Origin of the sequence: Streptomyces sp. NPDC091682 (assembly GCF_044756625.1) — a bacterium.
Taxonomy (GTDB): Bacteria; Actinomycetota; Actinomycetes; order Streptomycetales; family Streptomycetaceae; genus Streptomyces.
Genome location: NZ_JBIVTH010000007.1, coordinates 175,842 through 191,352 on the forward strand (window position 1 = coordinate 175,842; position 15,511 = coordinate 191,352).

Annotated in this window: 15 protein-coding genes; 11 read left to right on the forward strand and 4 right to left on the reverse strand. The window is 71.4% G+C overall.

Annotation, left to right across the window (positions count from 1 at the left end; genetic code table 11):
• Window positions 1-99 precede the first annotated feature (99 nt).
• Entirely contained in the window at window positions 100-981 is an 882-nt protein-coding gene (locus ACIQK6_RS18140) for a YceI family protein (protein ID WP_402695080.1), read from the forward strand.
• An 11-nt stretch (window positions 982-992) separates the two neighbouring features.
• Here ACIQK6_RS18140 and ACIQK6_RS18145 read toward each other — a convergent pair whose 3' ends face one another.
• Window positions 993-1,235 (reverse strand): hypothetical protein, encoded by a 243-nt coding sequence (locus ACIQK6_RS18145; RefSeq protein ID WP_266596562.1) that lies wholly within the window; start codon window positions 1,233-1,235, stop codon window positions 993-995.
• Window positions 1,236-1,296: 61 nt separating this feature from the next.
• Between ACIQK6_RS18145 and holA the strand changes: the two genes are divergently transcribed.
• Window positions 1,297-2,289, forward strand: coding sequence for a DNA polymerase III subunit delta (holA, locus tag ACIQK6_RS18150; protein WP_329102144.1), 993 nt, complete (start codon window positions 1,297-1,299; stop codon window positions 2,287-2,289).
• A gap of 12 nt (window positions 2,290-2,301) precedes the next feature.
• Complete coding sequence (locus ACIQK6_RS18155) at window positions 2,302-2,694, forward strand: hypothetical protein (protein ID WP_402695081.1); 393 nt, start codon at window positions 2,302-2,304, stop codon at window positions 2,692-2,694.
• A 198-nt stretch (window positions 2,695-2,892) separates the two neighbouring features.
• Here the strand turns inward: ACIQK6_RS18155 and rpsT are convergent, their stop codons facing one another.
• Window positions 2,893-3,159, reverse strand: a complete 267-nt coding sequence (gene rpsT, locus ACIQK6_RS18160) for a 30S ribosomal protein S20 (RefSeq protein ID WP_030010251.1) — start codon at window positions 3,157-3,159, stop codon at window positions 2,893-2,895.
• Window positions 3,160-3,414: 255 nt separating this feature from the next.
• Here rpsT and lepA point away from each other — a divergent pair, with 255 nt between their 5' ends.
• The 4 genes from lepA to ACIQK6_RS18180 all read left to right on the forward strand — a co-directional run bounded on the left by lepA (window position 3,415) and on the right by ACIQK6_RS18180 (window position 9,511).
• Window positions 3,415-5,280, forward strand: a complete 1,866-nt coding sequence (gene lepA, locus ACIQK6_RS18165) for a translation elongation factor 4 (RefSeq protein ID WP_189736883.1) — start codon at window positions 3,415-3,417, stop codon at window positions 5,278-5,280.
• A gap of 235 nt (window positions 5,281-5,515) precedes the next feature.
• Window positions 5,516-7,408: an AMP-dependent synthetase/ligase gene (locus ACIQK6_RS18170; RefSeq protein WP_402695082.1), complete on the forward strand. Its 1,893-nt coding sequence runs from the start codon at window positions 5,516-5,518 to the stop codon at window positions 7,406-7,408.
• 215 nt (window positions 7,409-7,623) lie between these two features.
• On the forward strand, window positions 7,624-8,856 hold the full coding sequence (gene hemW / locus ACIQK6_RS18175) for a radical SAM family heme chaperone HemW (RefSeq protein WP_329102148.1): 1,233 nt from the start codon (window positions 7,624-7,626) through the stop codon (window positions 8,854-8,856).
• 100 nt (window positions 8,857-8,956) lie between these two features.
• The gene (locus ACIQK6_RS18180) at window positions 8,957-9,511 is read left to right on the forward strand and encodes a Uma2 family endonuclease (RefSeq protein WP_402695083.1); all 555 of its coding nucleotides are present in this window, start codon (window positions 8,957-8,959) and stop codon (window positions 9,509-9,511) included.
• 1 nt (window position 9,512) lies between these two features.
• On the opposite strand, the gene ACIQK6_RS18185 is transcribed toward ACIQK6_RS18180, so the two are convergent.
• Together ACIQK6_RS18185 and ACIQK6_RS18190 are read right to left on the reverse strand one after the other, a co-directional pair.
• A complete protein-coding gene (locus ACIQK6_RS18185) occupies window positions 9,513-10,316 on the reverse strand; it encodes a DUF3097 domain-containing protein (RefSeq protein ID WP_329102152.1) in 804 nt (267 codons plus the stop codon).
• Window positions 10,317-10,344: 28 nt separating this feature from the next.
• The gene (locus ACIQK6_RS18190; RefSeq protein WP_329102154.1) at window positions 10,345-11,070 is read right to left on the reverse strand and encodes an MBL fold metallo-hydrolase; all 726 of its coding nucleotides are present in this window, start codon (window positions 11,068-11,070) and stop codon (window positions 10,345-10,347) included.
• A 146-nt stretch (window positions 11,071-11,216) separates the two neighbouring features.
• On the opposite strand from ACIQK6_RS18190, the gene hrcA reads away from it, so the two are divergent.
• The 4 genes from hrcA to ACIQK6_RS18210 all read left to right on the forward strand — a co-directional run bounded on the left by hrcA (window position 11,217) and on the right by ACIQK6_RS18210 (window position 15,364).
• A complete protein-coding gene (hrcA, locus tag ACIQK6_RS18195) occupies window positions 11,217-12,233 on the forward strand; it encodes a heat-inducible transcriptional repressor HrcA (protein WP_328790483.1) in 1,017 nt (338 codons plus the stop codon).
• Complete coding sequence (dnaJ, locus tag ACIQK6_RS18200) at window positions 12,234-13,373, forward strand: molecular chaperone DnaJ (protein WP_030010180.1); 1,140 nt, start codon at window positions 12,234-12,236, stop codon at window positions 13,371-13,373.
• 156 nt (window positions 13,374-13,529) lie between these two features.
• Window positions 13,530-14,621 (forward strand): nitronate monooxygenase, encoded by a 1,092-nt coding sequence (locus tag ACIQK6_RS18205; RefSeq protein ID WP_329102156.1) that lies wholly within the window; start codon window positions 13,530-13,532, stop codon window positions 14,619-14,621.
• On the forward strand, window positions 14,618-15,364 hold the full coding sequence (locus ACIQK6_RS18210; RefSeq protein ID WP_329102158.1) for a 16S rRNA (uracil(1498)-N(3))-methyltransferase: 747 nt from the start codon (window positions 14,618-14,620) through the stop codon (window positions 15,362-15,364). The genes ACIQK6_RS18205 and ACIQK6_RS18210 overlap by 4 nt, the downstream gene beginning before the upstream one ends.
• Window positions 15,365-15,511: the final 147 nt, after the last annotated feature.

The following is a 15,511-nucleotide window of genomic DNA, read 5'->3' on the forward strand; positions in this document are numbered from 1 at the left end:
CCGGGCGCGACCACTCTGTTTGCCCACAACCCGACAGCATGATCGAATGCGTCTTCGCCAGAACGGTCCAAGTCCACACAGCACGGGGGTGCATCAGCCATGTTCGGTCGCCGACGGGGGATGGAGTCGGCCGGAAGTTCCAGCCCGACCACATCCGCGACACTGACGTTGCCGCCGACGGCGCGTCTGCTCAGCGGCCGGGTTCTCGACACGGTCCACCGACCGGTTCGGCAGGCCGCGTTCGAGGTGACCGACCCGATCGGCCGGCGCATCGTCAGCGGCGAGACCGACCCGTACGGTGGCTTCGCCGTGGCCGTACCGGAGGGGGAGTACCGGCTCTCCGTGACCGCGGAGGGGTACGCGCCCTTCCACGGGGTGACGATCGTGGGGGATCCGGGGCAGCCCGGCACCGCGGAGATCATCCTCAACACGGTGGAGCCGCCGTTGCTGCCGCAGCCCGGCCACTGGGAGCTCGACCCGACGCACTCGTCCATCGGCTTCACGGCCCGCCACATCGGTCTGGCCCGGATCCGCGGCCGGTTCACCACGTTCGCCGGGGCGGTACGGATAGCCGAGCGCATGGAGGACTCCTCCATGCACGTGATCATCGATGCGGCGAGCATCGACACCGGGGTGCGGCTGCGCGACGACCACCTGAGGTCGGGGGACTTCCTGGACGCGGTCCGCCACCCGACGGTGGAGTTCTACAGCGAGCGGTTCATCCACCGCAGCGGCAGCGCGTGGACCGTCGCCGGGGCGCTGACCCTCCACGGGGTGAGCCGGTCCGTGACCCTGGACACCCAGTACCTGGGTTTGGGCACCGGCCTGGAGGGCGAGCTCCGGGCGGCCTGCCGGGCCACCACCGAGCTGCACCGCGAGGACTTCACCCTGAACTGGCAGTCGATGCTGGCGCACGGGATCGCGGCCATCGGTTCGAGCGTGGAAGTGACGCTGGACGTCCAGGCCGTGCGCAAGGCCTGACGCGCAGTCCCCTACGGGGCTTCCAGCCAGCCCTCGTACTCGGCGGCGAGGTCGTCCAGCGAGGTGGTGTCGAGCCGTTCCCGCGGGTCCTCGACGATCACCAGCCACTGGGCGTCCTCGGCGTCGTCCTCGCCGGCCAGCGCGTCGCGGACCAACTGCGGCTCCTCCGGGAGGCCGAAGCGGTCGACGGCCTCCTGGGCCACCTCCTCGGCGGCGTCGCGGTCGGGCAGGACGAGTACGTGTCGCACATTCACGCGACCATTCTCGGGTACGCGGGGCGATGGGCTGTCAGTGCGGCGTGGGATGCTGGAGCCGATGGCCACCAGGAAGAACTCCACCGACGATCCGCTCGCCCCGCTCACCCTCGCGGTGGGGCAGGAGGAGCTGCTGCTCGACCGCGCCGTGCGCGAGGTGGTGACGGCCGCCCGCGCCGCCGACGCCGACACGGACGTCCGCGACCTCACCTCCGATCAGCTCCAGCCCGGCACGCTCGCCGAGCTGACGAGCCCCTCGCTCTTCTCCGAGCGCAAGGTGCTGGTCGTGCGCAACGCGCAGGACCTGTCCGCCGACTCGATCAAGGAGGTCAAGGCCTACCTCGCCGCACCCTACGAGGAGATCATCCTGGTCCTCCTCCATGCGGGCGGGGTCAAGGGCAAGGGCCTGCTGGACGCCGCGCGCAAGGCGGGCGCGCGGGAGATCGCCTGCCCGAAGATGACGAAGGCCGCGGACCGGCTGTCCTTCGTGCGGGGCGAATTCCGCACGCTCGGCCGGTCGGCGACCCCGGAGGCCTGCCAGAACCTGGTGGACGCGATCGGCAGCGACCTGAGGGAGCTGGCGAGCGCCGCCGCGCAGCTGTGCGCCGACGTCGAAGGCACCATCGACGAGGCCGTCGTCGCCCGCTACTACACCGGGCGGGCCGAGGCCTCCAGCTTCACGGTCGCCGACCGGGCGGTCGAGGGGCGCGCGGCCGAGGCACTCGAAGCCCTGCGCTGGTCCCTGTCCACCGGGGTGGCGCCGGTCCTGATCACCAGCGCCCTGGCGCAGGCGGTCCGCGCGATCGGCAAGCTCGCCTCCGCCCCGCGCGGAGCCCGCCCCGGCGACCTCGCCCGGGACCTGGGCATGCCGCCGTGGAAGATCGATCGGGTCCGCCAGCAGATGCGCGGCTGGTCGGCGGACGGGGTCTCGGACGCCCTGCGCGCCGTGGCCGCCGCCGACGCCGGGGTCAAGGGCGGCGGCGACGACCCCGAGTACGCCCTGGAGAAGGCGGTCGTCGCGGTGGCCCGCGCGGCCCGCCCCCAGCGCCGTTAGCGGACGTCCCGCATGAGCGTCGATGCCGAGCACTGGGAGCGCTGGATCGCGAAGCTGCTGGGCATCCTTGCCGCCGATGCCCCGGACCAGCTGGCTTGGGCCGGTGAGCACGGCGTGAAGAGCGCCCCCCTCGTCGAGGACGTCGACTTCGTCCTCCACCTGGCCGAGGGGATGCAGGAGCGGGGGACCCTCGCACCGCAGGTCCAGTGTGACCTCCGGGCCATCAGCCGGCTCCTCGACGAGGCGGACGTCCTCGGCCGCGCCGGCCCGTGGGCCGGGTCCCTGACGACGGAGCCCGCCTGGAGCGGGGTGCGCACCTTGGCCCGCCGGATCCTCGTCGCCCGCGAGGGCGACTGGCGCCGCCCCCTCCCGCACCGGGTACCTCCGCAGGACATCTACGACTGAGCAGGCCCGCCCCGTGCGGTGCGCCGGACAGCACGAAGGCCCCGGCCACCGCCCTGGGGAAGGGAGGAGGCCGGGGCCTTCGGATACTTCTGGTTGCGCCGCACCCGCGTGGCGAACGCTTCGTGTGCGGAGCGGGGTGCCGGTCAGGAGCGGGAGAGAGGGCCCACTAGGTCCCTTCCGGCGATCACATCAGGAGCTTCAGCCCTGCAGGGAGGCAACCTTGGTGGCCAGCGCCGACTTCTTGTTGGCGGCGGCGTTCTTGTGGATGACACCCTTCGAGACAGCCTTGTCGAGCGCACGCGCGGCAGCGCGAGAAGCCACGGTGGCCTTCTCGACGTCACCGGCGAGGACGGCCTCGCGGGCCTTGCGGATCGCGGTCTTGAGCGAGGACTTGACGGCCTTGTTGCGCAGGCGCGCCTTCTCGTTCGTCTTGTTCCGCTTGATCTGGGACTTGATGTTCGCCACGAAAGAGCCTTTTCAGGTTCAGAGTTTGATCTTCGGATTGTGCCTCGACAGCTGAGAGGGCATACGAGACACAGCTGCCCAGGCTACCAGGCACGCTGCGGGCGGCCCAAACCGAGCGCACTGCCCCGTCCATGGGACCATGGGAGTCTGCGTAGAGATCCGACATCGCGCCGCCGACAGCGACGGGAGCCGGACTTTCGCTCCGACCGACGCTCCGCAAACGCTTCCGACTGCGACCGAGAATCAGGACACTGCGTGCCCGCGATCCCCAGCCACGTGCCCGAGCCGAGCCGTACCGACTCGGCGCTGATCCGCAACTTCTGCATCATCGCGCACATCGACCACGGCAAGTCGACCCTTGCCGACCGGATGCTCCAGATCACCGGTGTGGTCGACCAGCGGCAGATGCGCGCCCAGTACCTCGACCGCATGGACATCGAGCGTGAGCGCGGCATCACGATCAAGTCCCAGGCGGTCCGGCTGCCCTGGGCGCCCACCACGGGCGAGGGTCAGGGCAACACCCACATCCTCAACATGATCGACACCCCCGGGCACGTCGACTTCACCTACGAGGTTTCGCGCTCCCTCGCCGCGTGCGAGGGCACCGTCCTCCTGGTGGACGCCGCCCAGGGCATCGAGGCGCAGACCCTCGCCAACCTGTACCTGGCGATGGAGAACGACCTCGCGATCGTCCCCGTCCTGAACAAGATCGACCTGCCGGCCGCCCAGCCGGAGAAGTTCGCGGAGGAGCTCGCGAACCTGATCGGCTGCCAGCCCGAGGACGTGCTGCGCGTCTCGGCGAAGACCGGTCTCGGCGTCGAGGCGCTGCTCGACAAGGTCGTCGCCACGGTCCCGGCCCCGGTCGGCGTCAAGGACGCCCCGGCCCGCGCCATGATCTTCGACTCCGTCTACGACTCGTACCGCGGCGTCGTCACGTACGTCCGTGTGGTCGACGGGCAGCTGAACAAGCGCGAGCGCATCCGGATGATGTCCACCGGCGCCACCCACGAGCTGCTGGAGATCGGTGTCTCCTCCCCGGAGATGACCCCGTCCGACGGCATCGGCGTCGGCGAAGTGGGCTACATCATCACCGGCGTGAAGGACGTCCGTCAGTCCAAGGTCGGTGACACCATCACCAGCCTGCACAACGGCGCCACCGAAGCCCTCGGTGGCTACAAGGACCCGCGGCCGATGGTCTTCTCGGGCCTCTACCCGCTCGACGGCTCGGACTACCCCGACCTGCGCGAGGCCCTGGACAAGCTGCAGCTCAACGACGCCGCGCTCGTCTACGAGCCGGAGACCTCGGCGGCGCTCGGCTTCGGCTTCCGCGTCGGCTTCCTCGGCCTGCTCCACCTGGACGTGGTCCGCGAGCGCCTGGAGCGCGAGTTCGGCCTCGACCTGATCGCCACCGCGCCCAACGTGGTCTACCGGGTGGTCATGGAGGACGGCAAGGAAGTCACCGTCACCAACCCGAGCGAGTTCCCCGAGGGCAAGATCTCGGACGTGTTCGAGCCGGTCGTCAAGGCCACCGTGCTCGCGCCCACCGAGTTCATCGGCGCGATCATGGAGCTGTGCCAGCAGCGCCGCGGCACCCTCCTCGGCATGGACTACCTCTCCGAGGACCGGGTCGAGATCCGCTACACCCTCCCGCTCGCGGAGATCGTCTTCGACTTCTTCGACCAGCTGAAGTCCAAGACGCGCGGTTACGCCTCCCTGGACTACGAACCCACTGGCGAGCAGTCCGGCAGCCTGGTCAAGGTCGACATCCTGCTGCACGGCGACAAGGTCGACGCCTTCTCCGCCGTCACGCACAAGGACGCCGCCTACGCCTACGGCGTGCGCCTCGTCGCCAAGTTGCGCGAGCTCATCCCGCGGCAGGCCTTCGAGGTGCCGATCCAGGCCGCGATCGGCTCCCGCGTCATCGCCCGCGAGACCATCCGCGCCATCCGCAAGGACGTCCTCGCCAAGTGCTACGGCGGTGACATCTCCCGTAAGCGGAAGCTGCTGGAGAAGCAGAAGGAAGGCAAGAAGCGGATGAAGATGGTCGGCTCCGTGGAGGTCCCGCAGGAGGCCTTCATCGCCGTCCTCTCCAGTGACGAGTCCGGCGGCAAGAAGAAGTAGCAGCCCCGCCGTCACCCGACGCAGACGGGCCCCCGCACTCCGGTGCGGGGGCCTGTTTCGTTATCAAGCGGCCGCTCGCGGGCCCTTACGCACGCGCCGGTCGCGCTCTAGTCTGATCACTGCTCGACGGTTACTCGCCAGTTTAGAAAGCCACCGGCTGCAAACCCGCCAGTCCCAAGCGCCCCCCAGCGCCCCACGCCCACGCACTGCCGCGTGGAACGGTCCGGAGGATGTCGTGAGCGACACACAGACCTATCTCGAGAACCGCCCGCCCACCGTGGCGGTGCTCTTCCTTGAGCGCGTCGCAGCGACGCCGAACGACGAGGCCTACCGGTACCCGGTGCCGGCGGCCGGCGGCCACGGCGGCCCAGACGATTGGAAATCACTCAGCTGGGGCCAGGCGGCCGAGCGGGTGTTCGCCACCGCCGCCGGGCTGATCTCCCTCGGCCTGGAAACGGAACAACGCGTCGCGCTCGCCTCCAACACCCGGGTCGAGTGGATCCTCTCCGACCTCGGCGTGATGTGCGCGGGCGGCGCGGTCACCACGATCTACCCCAGCACCAACGCGGACGAGTCGGCGTTCATCCTCGCGGACTCCGAGAGCCGGGTGCTCATCGCCGAGGACGCGGCGCAGCTGGCGAAGGCGCGCGAGCGCCGCGCCGACCTGCCGGACCTCGCCCACGTCGTGGTGCTGGACGCCGCCGACGCCGTCGCCGCCGAGGGCGACCCCGAGGGCTGGGTGCTCTCCCTCGCCGAACTGGAGGCGCTCGGCAAGGAGCACCTCGCCAAGCACCCCGAGGCGGTCAACGAGCGGATCGCGGCCATCACCTCCGACCAGCTCGCCACCCTCATCTACACCTCCGGCACCACCGGCCGCCCCAAGGGCGTGCGACTGCTGCACGACAACTGGTCGTACCTGGCCAAGGCCATGGTCGCCACCGGGCTGATCGGCAAGGAGGACGTCCAGTACCTGTGGCTGCCGCTGGCCCACGTCTTCGGCAAGGTGCTGACCTCCGGGCAGATCGAGGCCGGGCACGTGACCGCCGTCGACGGTCGGATCGACAAGATCATCGAGAACCTGCCGGTCGTGCAGCCCACCTACATGGCCGCCGTCCCGCGCATCTTCGAGAAGGTCTACAACGGTGTGGCGGCCAAGGCCCGGGCCGCCGGCGGAGCCAAGTACAAGATCTTCCAGTGGTCGGCCGGCGTCGCCCGCGAGTACGCGAAGGTCACGCAGGACAACTTCCGCCGCACCGGCCAGGCGACCGCCCCCTTCGGCCTCAGCACCAAGCACAAGATCGCCGACGCGCTCGTCTACTCCAAGCTCCGCGAGGCCTTCGGCGGGAAACTGCGGGCCGCCGTCTCCGGTGCCTCCGCCCTGGCCCCCGAGATCGGCTTCTTCTTCTCCGGCGCGGGCGTCCACATCCTGGAGGGCTACGGCCTGACCGAGTCCAGCGCGGCCTCCTTCGTCAACCCGGGCGAGGCCTACCGCACCGGCACGGTCGGCAAGCCGCTCCCCGGCACCGAGGTCCGCATCGCCGACGACGGCGAGGTCCTGCTGCGCGGCCCCGGCATCATGCAGGGCTACCACCGGCAGCCGGACAAGACCGCCGAGGTCCTGGAGTCCGACGGCTGGCTGCACACGGGTGACATTGGCGAGCTGTCGGCCGACGGCTACCTGCGCATCACCGACCGCAAGAAGGACCTGATCAAGACCTCGGGCGGCAAGTACGTCGCCCCGGCGGAGATCGAGGGCCAGTTCAAGGCGATCTGCCCGTACGTGTCGACGATCGTCGTGCACGGCGCCGACCGGAACTTCTGCTCGGCGCTGATCGCCCTCGACGAGCCGTCGATCCTGACCTGGGCGACCGAGAACGGGCTGGAGGGCAAGACGTACGGACAGGTCCTGGCGGCGCCGGAGACCAGCCGACTGATCGAGACGTACGTACAGACCCTGAACGAGGGCCTGCAGCGCTGGCAGACGATCAAGAAGTTCCGGGTGCTGCCGCGCGACCTCGACGTCGAGCACGGCGACCTCACCCCCAGCCTGAAGCTGAAGCGACCGGTGGTCGAGCGTGAGTTCAAGCACCTGATCGAGGAGATGTACGAGGGGTCCCGCGAGGCCTGACGCCCGCCGCGGGCCCGACGGGGCGGGGCGGTGGACCGCCCCGCCGGCCCCGCCGACCCCAATGTTCCCGGGCGGCCCCGGGCATCGGCTGCGCGCCGTGTCCCGGGGCCCCGCCCCGAACCCCGCGCCCCCGACGCCGGCGGGGCCGGACGCGCCGCCGCCGGGACCGGACGCGAGCGGGGCCGGGCGGTGCGGCGGTGCGGGATGATGGGGGCATGCCTTCCGCACTCCCCGACGGTGAACCCATGCCCGAAGACGGCGCGCTGCCGTCGCACGCCCTGGTGGGTGCGGGGGAGCGGCCGCTCGGGTTCTACCTGCACGTCCCGTACTGCGCCACGCGCTGCGGGTACTGCGACTTCAACACCTACACGGCCACCGAGCTGCGGGGCACCGGCGGTGTGCTCGCCTCCCGGGAGAACTACGCCGACACCCTGATCGACGAGGTCCGCCTCGCGCGGAAGGTGCTCGGGGACGACCCGCGGGCCGTACGGACGGTGTTCGTGGGCGGCGGCACGCCCACGCTGCTGCCCGCCCGGGACCTCGTACGGATGCTCGCGGCGATCCGGGACGAATTCGGCCTGGCCGAGGACGCCGAGATCACCACCGAGGCCAACCCGGAGTCCGTGAACCCGGAGTACCTCGCCGAGCTGCGCGCCGGGGGCTTCAACCGGGTCTCCTTCGGCATGCAGAGCGCCAAGCAGCACGTCCTGAAGGTGCTCGACCGCACCCACACGCCGGGGCGCCCCGAGGCGTGCGTCGCCGAGGCGCGGGCGGCGGGCTTCGAGCACGTCAACCTCGACCTGATCTACGGCACGCCCGGGGAGTCGGACGAGGACTGGCGGGCCACCCTCTCGGCAGCGCTGGGCGCCGGGCCGGACCACATCAGCGCCTACGCGCTGATCGTCGAGGAGGGCACGCAGCTCGCGCGCCGGATCCGCCGCGGCGAGGTCCCGATGACGGACGACGACGTGCACGCCGACCGGTACCTGATCGCGGACTCGGTCATGGTCGAGGCCGGGTACGCCTGGTACGAGGTCTCGAACTGGGCCACCTCGGAGGCCGGGCGCTGCCTGCACAACGAGCTGTACTGGCGCGGCGCCGACTGGTGGGGCGCGGGCCCGGGCGCGCACTCGCACGTGGGCGGGGTGCGGTGGTGGAACGTGAAGCACCCGGGTGCCTACGCCGCGGCGCTGGCGGAGGGCCGCTCCCCGGGCGCGGGACGCGAGATCCTCTCCGAGGAGGACCGGCGGGTGGAGCGGATCCTGCTGGAGCTGCGCCTCGTGGACGGGGTCCCGCTGTCCCTGCTCGCCCCGGCCGGACTGGCCGCCTCCCGCAAGGCCCTGGCGGACGGGCTGCTGGACGCCGTGCCGTACGAGGCCGGGCGTGCCGTGCTGACCCTGCGGGGGCGGTTGCTGGCCGACGCGGTGGTCCGGGACCTGGTGGACTGATCACTCCACGGAGTGAATCGCTGCGAATGAGGGCAGGCGCGGCCTAGCCTGTTCGTAGCCTTCTGTCGCATACCCGGCGGCAGAAGTGGAGGGCACGGAGATGACCGCTGTGGACGATCGCCGGATGACCGAGTACTTCGAGAGCTTCGAGGCTCCCGAGGGGGTCAAGGTTGAGCTCCTCAGGGGGGAAATCGTGATGATGGCGGGGCCCGACGTGGTCCACAACCTGATCGTCCTGTTCGTCCAGCGGCAGATCCCCGTGGGACGCTGGTACCCGCTCCAGACGCAGGACGTGGACATTCCGGCGGAGTCGTCCGAGCCGCAGCCGGACCTCGTGGTCCTGCCGAGCGAGGCAGCGCCCGAGTCGGGCCGGTTGGTGCCCGCTTCAGCTCTGGCGATGGTGGTCGAGGTCGTCTCCAAGACCAGCAAGCTGCGCGACTACGTGACGAAGCGCTCCATCTACGCGGCGGGCGGCATCCCCACCTATTTGATCATCGACCCCTTCCAGGCCAAGTGCGTGGTGCTCACCGAACCTTTCGGCGCCGGAGAGGAAGCCGACTACCGGACCGAGCGGACCAGCAAGTTCGGTGAACCGGTCCCGCTCGACGTCCTCGGTGTCACGCTCGACACCACGGAGTTCGGCACCCTGCCGTAGCTCAAACCGGTGCCGTGACGAAGTCGATCAGCTCCTCCACGCGCCCCAGGAGCGTCGGCTCCAGGTCCTTGTAGGACGTCACCCGGGACAGGACGTGCTGCCAGGCGGCGCCCGTGTTCTGCGGCCAGCCCAGGGCCCGGCAGACCCCCTTCTTCCAGTCCTGGCCGGGCGGGACCACCGGCCACGCGCGGATGCCCAGCGCGGACGGCTTCACGGCCTGCCAGACGTCCACGTACGGGTGGCCCACGACCAAGACGTCCGGGCAGGTCACCGACGCCGCGATGCGGGACTCCTTCGAACCCGGGACGAGGTGGTCGACCAGGACGCCGAGGCGCGCGTCCGGGGCCGGGGCGAAGTCGGCGACGACGGCCGGGAGGTCGTCGACGCCCTCCAGGTACTCCACCACCACGCCCTCGATCCGCAGGTCGTCACCCCAGACCCGCTCCACCAGCTCCGCGTCGTGCCGGCCCTCGACGTAGATCCGGCCGGCCCGCGCCACGCGCGCCCGCGCCCCGGGCACGGCCAGCGAGCCCGAAGCCGTCAGGAGCGGACCGGAGGGCCGGCGCGCGGGCCGGACCAGGGTGACCACGGCGCCGTCCAACAGGAAGGCGCGCGGCTCCATCGGGAACACCCGCCGTTTGCCGAAGCGGTCCTCCAGGGTCACCGTGCCCGCCTCGCAGGCCACCACCGCGCCGCAGAAGTCCGTACCGGCCACCTCGACCACCAGGTCGGGATCCGCCGCCACCTCCGGCACGGCCTCGGGTCGCTTCCACTGCGGGGTCAGGTCGGGGGAGTACTCGCGCATCCGGCCGACACTAGGAGAGCCGCCCGCATCACGCCTCCGACACGCCGAAACGAGCCGCCAGTGTGGCGCGTTGCGCACGGACGAACTCCGCCCCGACCACCGCTCCGTGACCCGGCACGTACAGTGCGTCGTCCCCGCCCAGTGACAGCAGCCGGTCCAGGGCGGCGGGCCACTGCCCGGGGGCGGCGTCCGGGCCCGCCATGGGCTCGCCCGACTCCTCGACCAGGTCCCCGCAGAAGACCACCTCGCGCTCGCCCGGTACGAAGACCGCCAGGTCGTGCCCGCTGTGCCCGGGCCCCACATTGGCCAACAGCACCTGCACGCCGCCCAGTTCCAGCGTCCACTCGCCCGACACCGAATGCCGGGGCAGCACCATCAGGTCCACCGCCTGGGCCGCCTCCGCCTCCGCGAGCCCCTGCCGGACCGCGTCCTCGCGCAGCTCCTCGCGCTCCGCCGCCAGCAGTGCGGCCAGTCCGACCGCCCCGAACACCTCGGCCCCGGGGAAGGCGGACGCGCCCAGGACATGATCGAAATGACCGTGCGTGAATGCGATATGGGTCACGCTCCGCCCCGTCAGCCGCTCCGCCTCGGCCCGCACCTCGGCCCCCTCGCGCAGGCACGACCCGGGGTCGATCAGGAGGACCGAATCCTCGCCCACCACCAGCCCCACGGTGCAGTCCCACACCGGCAGCCGCCGCCGGCCGGCCCGCCCGGTCAGCCGTTCCCAGCCCGACCCTTCCCAATCCACGTCCATGCCGCGACGCTACCCTGGCGGTCCTCCCTTGCCAGGGGCTTACCGCCCGGCCGTACACTGAGCGGGGGCTCTCTGGCACTCGAACGATCAGAGTGCCAACGAACACGGCAGAAGACGGCAACGGACCACAGCTGGAGGTGTGCGCGATGCTCAGCGAACGCAGACTCGAAGTGCTGCGCGCCATCGTCCAGGACTACGTCGGGACGGAGGAGCCGGTCGGCTCCAAGGCGCTCACGGAGCGGCACCGGCTCGGCGTCTCGCCCGCCACCGTGCGCAACGACATGGCCGTGCTGGAGGACGAGGGCTACATCGCCCAGCCCCACACCAGCGCCGGCCGGATCCCCACCGACAAGGGCTACCGGCTCTTCGTCGACAAGCTGGCGGGGGTCAAGCCGCTGTCGTCGCCCGAGCGCCGGGCCATCCAGAACTTCCTCGACGGCGCCGTCGACCTCGACGACGTGGTCGGACGCACGGTGCGGCTGCTCGCTCAGCTCACCCGGCAGGTCGCCGTCGTCCAGTACCCGAGCCTGACCCGGTCGACCGTCCGGCACGTGGAGCTGCTCTCGCTCGCTCCCGCGCGCCTGATGCTCGTACTGATCACGGACACCGGGCGGGTCGAGCAGCGGCTCGTCGACTGCCCGAGCCCCTTCGGGGAGACCTCGCTGGCGGACCTGCGGGCCCGGCTCAACAGCCGGGTCGTCGGGCGCCGCTTCACCGATGTGCCCCCGCTCGTCCAGGACCTCCCCGAATCCTTCGAGGCCGAGGACCGCGGCACGGTCTCCACCGTGCTCGCGACGCTCCTCGAAACCCTGGTCGAGGAAGCCGAAGAGCGGCTGATGATCGGCGGTACCGCCAATCTCACCCGCTTCGGACACGATTTTCCCCTGACGATCAGGCCGGTGCTCGAAGCACTCGAGGAGCAGGTCGTGCTCCTCAAGCTGCTGGGCGAGGCCAACGAGTCGGGAATGGCCGTACGGATCGGGCACGAGAACGCCTACGAGGGACTGAACTCCACGTCGGTCGTCTCGGTCGGTTACGGTTCGGGCGGCGAAGCAGTCGCCAAACTCGGCGTGGTCGGACCGACCCGCATGGACTACCCCGGAACGATGGGAGCGGTACGCGCAGTGGCACGTTACGTCGGACAGATCCTGGCGGAGTCGTAAGTGGCCACGGACTACTACGCCGTTCTCGGCGTGCGCCGCGACGCATCGCAGGACGAGATCAAGAAGGCCTTCCGGCGCCTCGCGCGTGAACTCCACCCGGATGTGAATCCGGACCCGAAGACGCAGGAGCGCTTCAAGGAGATCAACGCGGCCTACGAGGTGCTGTCGGACCCGCAGAAGAAGCAGGTCTACGACCTCGGCGGCGACCCGCTGTCCTCCTCGGGCGGCGGCGGCGGAGCGGGCGGCTTCGGAGCGGGTGGCTTCGGCAACTTCTCCGACATCATGGACGCCTTCTTCGGCCAGGCCTCGCAGCGCGGCCCGCGCTCGCGGACCCGGCGCGGCCAGGACGCGATGATCCGCCTCGACCTGGAACTGGACGAGGCGGCCTTCGGGACGACCAAGGACATCCAGGTCGACACGGCCGTCGTCTGCAACACCTGCTCCGGTGAGGGCGCCGCTCCCGGCACCTCGGCGCAGACGTGTGACATGTGCCGCGGCCGAGGTGAGGTCTCGCAGGTCACCCGGTCCTTCCTGGGCCAGGTCATGACCTCGCGCCCCTGCCCGCAGTGCCAGGGCTTCGGCACCGTGGTCCCGACCCCGTGCCACGAGTGCGCGGGCGACGGCCGTGTCCGCTCCCGCCGCAGCCTCACGGTCAAGATCCCGGCGGGCGTCGAGAACGGCACCCGGATCCAGCTCGCGGGCGAGGGCGAGGTCGGCCCCGGCGGCGGCCCCGCCGGCGACCTGTACGTGGAGATCCACGAGCTGGCGCACCCGACCTTCCAACGGCGCGGGGACGACCTGCACTGCACGGTCACCATTCCGATGACGGCGGCCGCGCTGGGCACCAAGTGCCCGCTGGAGACGCTGGACGGACTGGAGGAGATCGACATCCGACCCGGCACCGGGTCCGGCCAGGCGATCCCGCTGCACGGGCGCGGCGTCACCCACCTGCGCGGTGGCGGACGCGGCGACCTGATCGTGCACGTCGAGGTCACCACCCCGGGCAAGCTGGACGCCCAGCAGGAGGACCTGCTCCGCCAGCTGGCGAAGCTGCGCGGCGAGGAGCGGCCGATGGGTCAGTTCGCGCCGGGTCAGCAGGGTCTGTTCAGCCGTCTGAAGGACGCTTTCAACGGTCGCTGATCGACCTCGGTCCACCGTCACGAGCCCGGCCTGGGGATTCCCCGGCCGGGCTCGTCACGTGGGCCCGGCGACGGCCGGGGGCCGGTCGGGAAGCGGACTATGCCAGGCGAATGCCACGGTTCGGCCCCATGCGTCGGACGTGGCACGATGCAGTCCATGTCCTCGGCACCGAACGGTCTCTCCCCGTACCCGATCGTGCAGGCTCCCATGGCGGGCGGCGCCTCCTGCCCCGCGCTCGCCGCCGCCGTGTGCGAGTCGGGCGGACTGGGCTTCCTGGCCGGCGGCTACAAGACCGCCGACGGGATGTACCAGGAGATCAAGCAGGTGCGCGCGCTGACCCGGCGCCGTTTCGGCGTCAACCTCTTCATGCCGCAGACCGGTTACGTCGATCCGGCCGCCGTGGAGGCCTACCGCGGGCAGCTGGCCGGTGAGGCGAGTTGGTACGAGATCTCGCTCGCGGAGGAGGACATCATCGGCACCAGCGACGACGGCTACGACGCCAAGATCGCCATCCTCCTCGAAGACCCGGTCCCGGTGGTCTCGTTCACCTTCGGCTGTCCCTCCTTCGCGGCCCTGGCGGCCCTGCGCAAGGCCGGCACGTACACCGTCGTCACGGTGACCTCCGCCGAGGAGGCCCGCAGCGCCCAGTACGCCGGTGCGGACGCGGTCTGCGTCCAGGGCGCCGAGGCCGGCGGTCACCAGGGCACCCACCGGGACGACCCGCAGATCGACGGCACGGCGACCGTGGGCCTCCTCGCGCTGGTGGCGCAGGTGCGGGAGGCCGTGGCGCTCCCGATCATCGCGGCGGGCGGGGTCATGCGGGGCGCGCAGATCGCGGCCCTGCTGGCGGCGGGCGCGGAGTCGGCGCAGCTCGGGACGGCCTTCCTGGCCTGCCCGGAATCGGGGGCGGACCCGGTCCACAAGAAGGCGCTGACGGACCCGCTGTTCGTCCGCACCGAGCTGACCCGGGCCTTCTCCGGGCGGCCGGCGCGGGGGCTGGTGAACCGCTTCATGCGCGAGCACGGGCCGTACGCCCCGGCCGCGTACCCGCAGGTCCACCACCTGACCTCGGGGCTGCGCAAGGCCGCCGCCGCGGCCGGGGACCCGCAGGGCATGGCCCTGTGGGCGGGGCAGGGGCACCGGCTGGCGCGACCACTGCCGGCGGGGGAGCTGGTGGAAGTGCTGACGGCCGAACTGGCCCAGGCGCAGAGCACGTTGAAGGCAAGGCAGATGAGGAGTGCGTCATGACCGCCCCGGTGTTCGTGGTGGAAGAGGTCCCCGCGGGGCCGGAGTTCGTCCTGGACGGCCCGGAGGGCCGGCACGCGGTGTCCGTGAAACGCCTGAACCCGGGAGAGGACGTGGTCCTCACGGACGGGCTCGGCCACTGGGCGGAGGGCGTGGTCAAGGCCGCCGAGGGCAAGGACCGGCTGGTCGTCACGGACCTGCACACCGTCGCGGAGGAGCCGGAGCCGGAAGTGCGGATCACGGTGGTCCAGGCACTCCCCAAGGGGGACCGGGGCGAGCTGGCCGTCGAGACGATGACCGAGACCGGCGTGGACGCGATCGTGCCCTGGCAGGCCTCGCGCTGCATCACGCAGTGGCGCGGCGACCGCGGAGCCAAGTCACTGGCCAAGTGGCGGGCCACGGCCCGGGAGGCGGGCAAGCAGTCCCGCCGGGTGCGCTTCCCGGAGGTGGCCGAGGCCATGTCCACCAAGCAGGTGGCGGCGCTGCTGGCCGGCGCCGACCTGGCGATGGTGCTCCACGAGGACCGCGACGCCCCGTCCGGGGCGCTGGCGACGGCCGAGCTCCCGAAGACCGGTTCCGTGGTGCTGGTGGTCGGCCCGGAGGGCGGTGTCTCCCCGGAGGAGCTGGCCGTCTTCGCCGCCGCGGGAGCCCACCCCTACCGCCTGGGCCGCTCCGTCCTGCGGACCTCCACGGCCGGGACGGCGGCCACGGCGGTGCTGCTGGCCCGCACGGGCCGCTGGTCGTGACGGCCCGCTGGTCGTGACGGTCCCCGGGTCCTGACGGGCCGCTCCGGCCCCTGGTCCGGCCGGCCCGGGGGCAATCGGCCCGTCCGGCCCGGGGCCTGCGGCCCGGCCGGTCGAAATGCCGTCCCGCGGCGGGCGTCCGGCTGGATA

What these genes read in the sequence shown, in the direction of transcription:
- hemW (WP_329102148.1), top strand. Translation starts at nt 7,624, where the DNA reads ATGCCTTCCGCACTCCCCGACGGTGAACCCATGCCCGAAGACGGCGCG.
- ACIQK6_RS18185 (WP_329102152.1), bottom strand. Translation starts at nt 10,316, where the DNA reads ATGCGCGAGTACTCCCCCGACCTGACCCCGCAGTGGAAGCGACCCGAG.
- ACIQK6_RS18155 (WP_402695081.1), top strand. Translation starts at nt 2,302, where the DNA reads ATGAGCGTCGATGCCGAGCACTGGGAGCGCTGGATCGCGAAGCTGCTG.
- holA (WP_329102144.1), top strand. Translation starts at nt 1,297, where the DNA reads ATGGCCACCAGGAAGAACTCCACCGACGATCCGCTCGCCCCGCTCACC.
- hrcA (WP_328790483.1), top strand. Translation starts at nt 11,217, where the DNA reads ATGCTCAGCGAACGCAGACTCGAAGTGCTGCGCGCCATCGTCCAGGAC.
- ACIQK6_RS18205 (WP_329102156.1), top strand. Translation starts at nt 13,530, where the DNA reads ATGTCCTCGGCACCGAACGGTCTCTCCCCGTACCCGATCGTGCAGGCT.
- ACIQK6_RS18190 (WP_329102154.1), bottom strand. Translation starts at nt 11,070, where the DNA reads ATGGACGTGGATTGGGAAGGGTCGGGCTGGGAACGGCTGACCGGGCGG.
- ACIQK6_RS18210 (WP_329102158.1), top strand. Translation starts at nt 14,618, where the DNA reads ATGACCGCCCCGGTGTTCGTGGTGGAAGAGGTCCCCGCGGGGCCGGAG.
- ACIQK6_RS18180 (WP_402695083.1), top strand. Translation starts at nt 8,957, where the DNA reads ATGACCGCTGTGGACGATCGCCGGATGACCGAGTACTTCGAGAGCTTC.
- ACIQK6_RS18140 (WP_402695080.1), top strand. Translation starts at nt 100, where the DNA reads ATGTTCGGTCGCCGACGGGGGATGGAGTCGGCCGGAAGTTCCAGCCCG.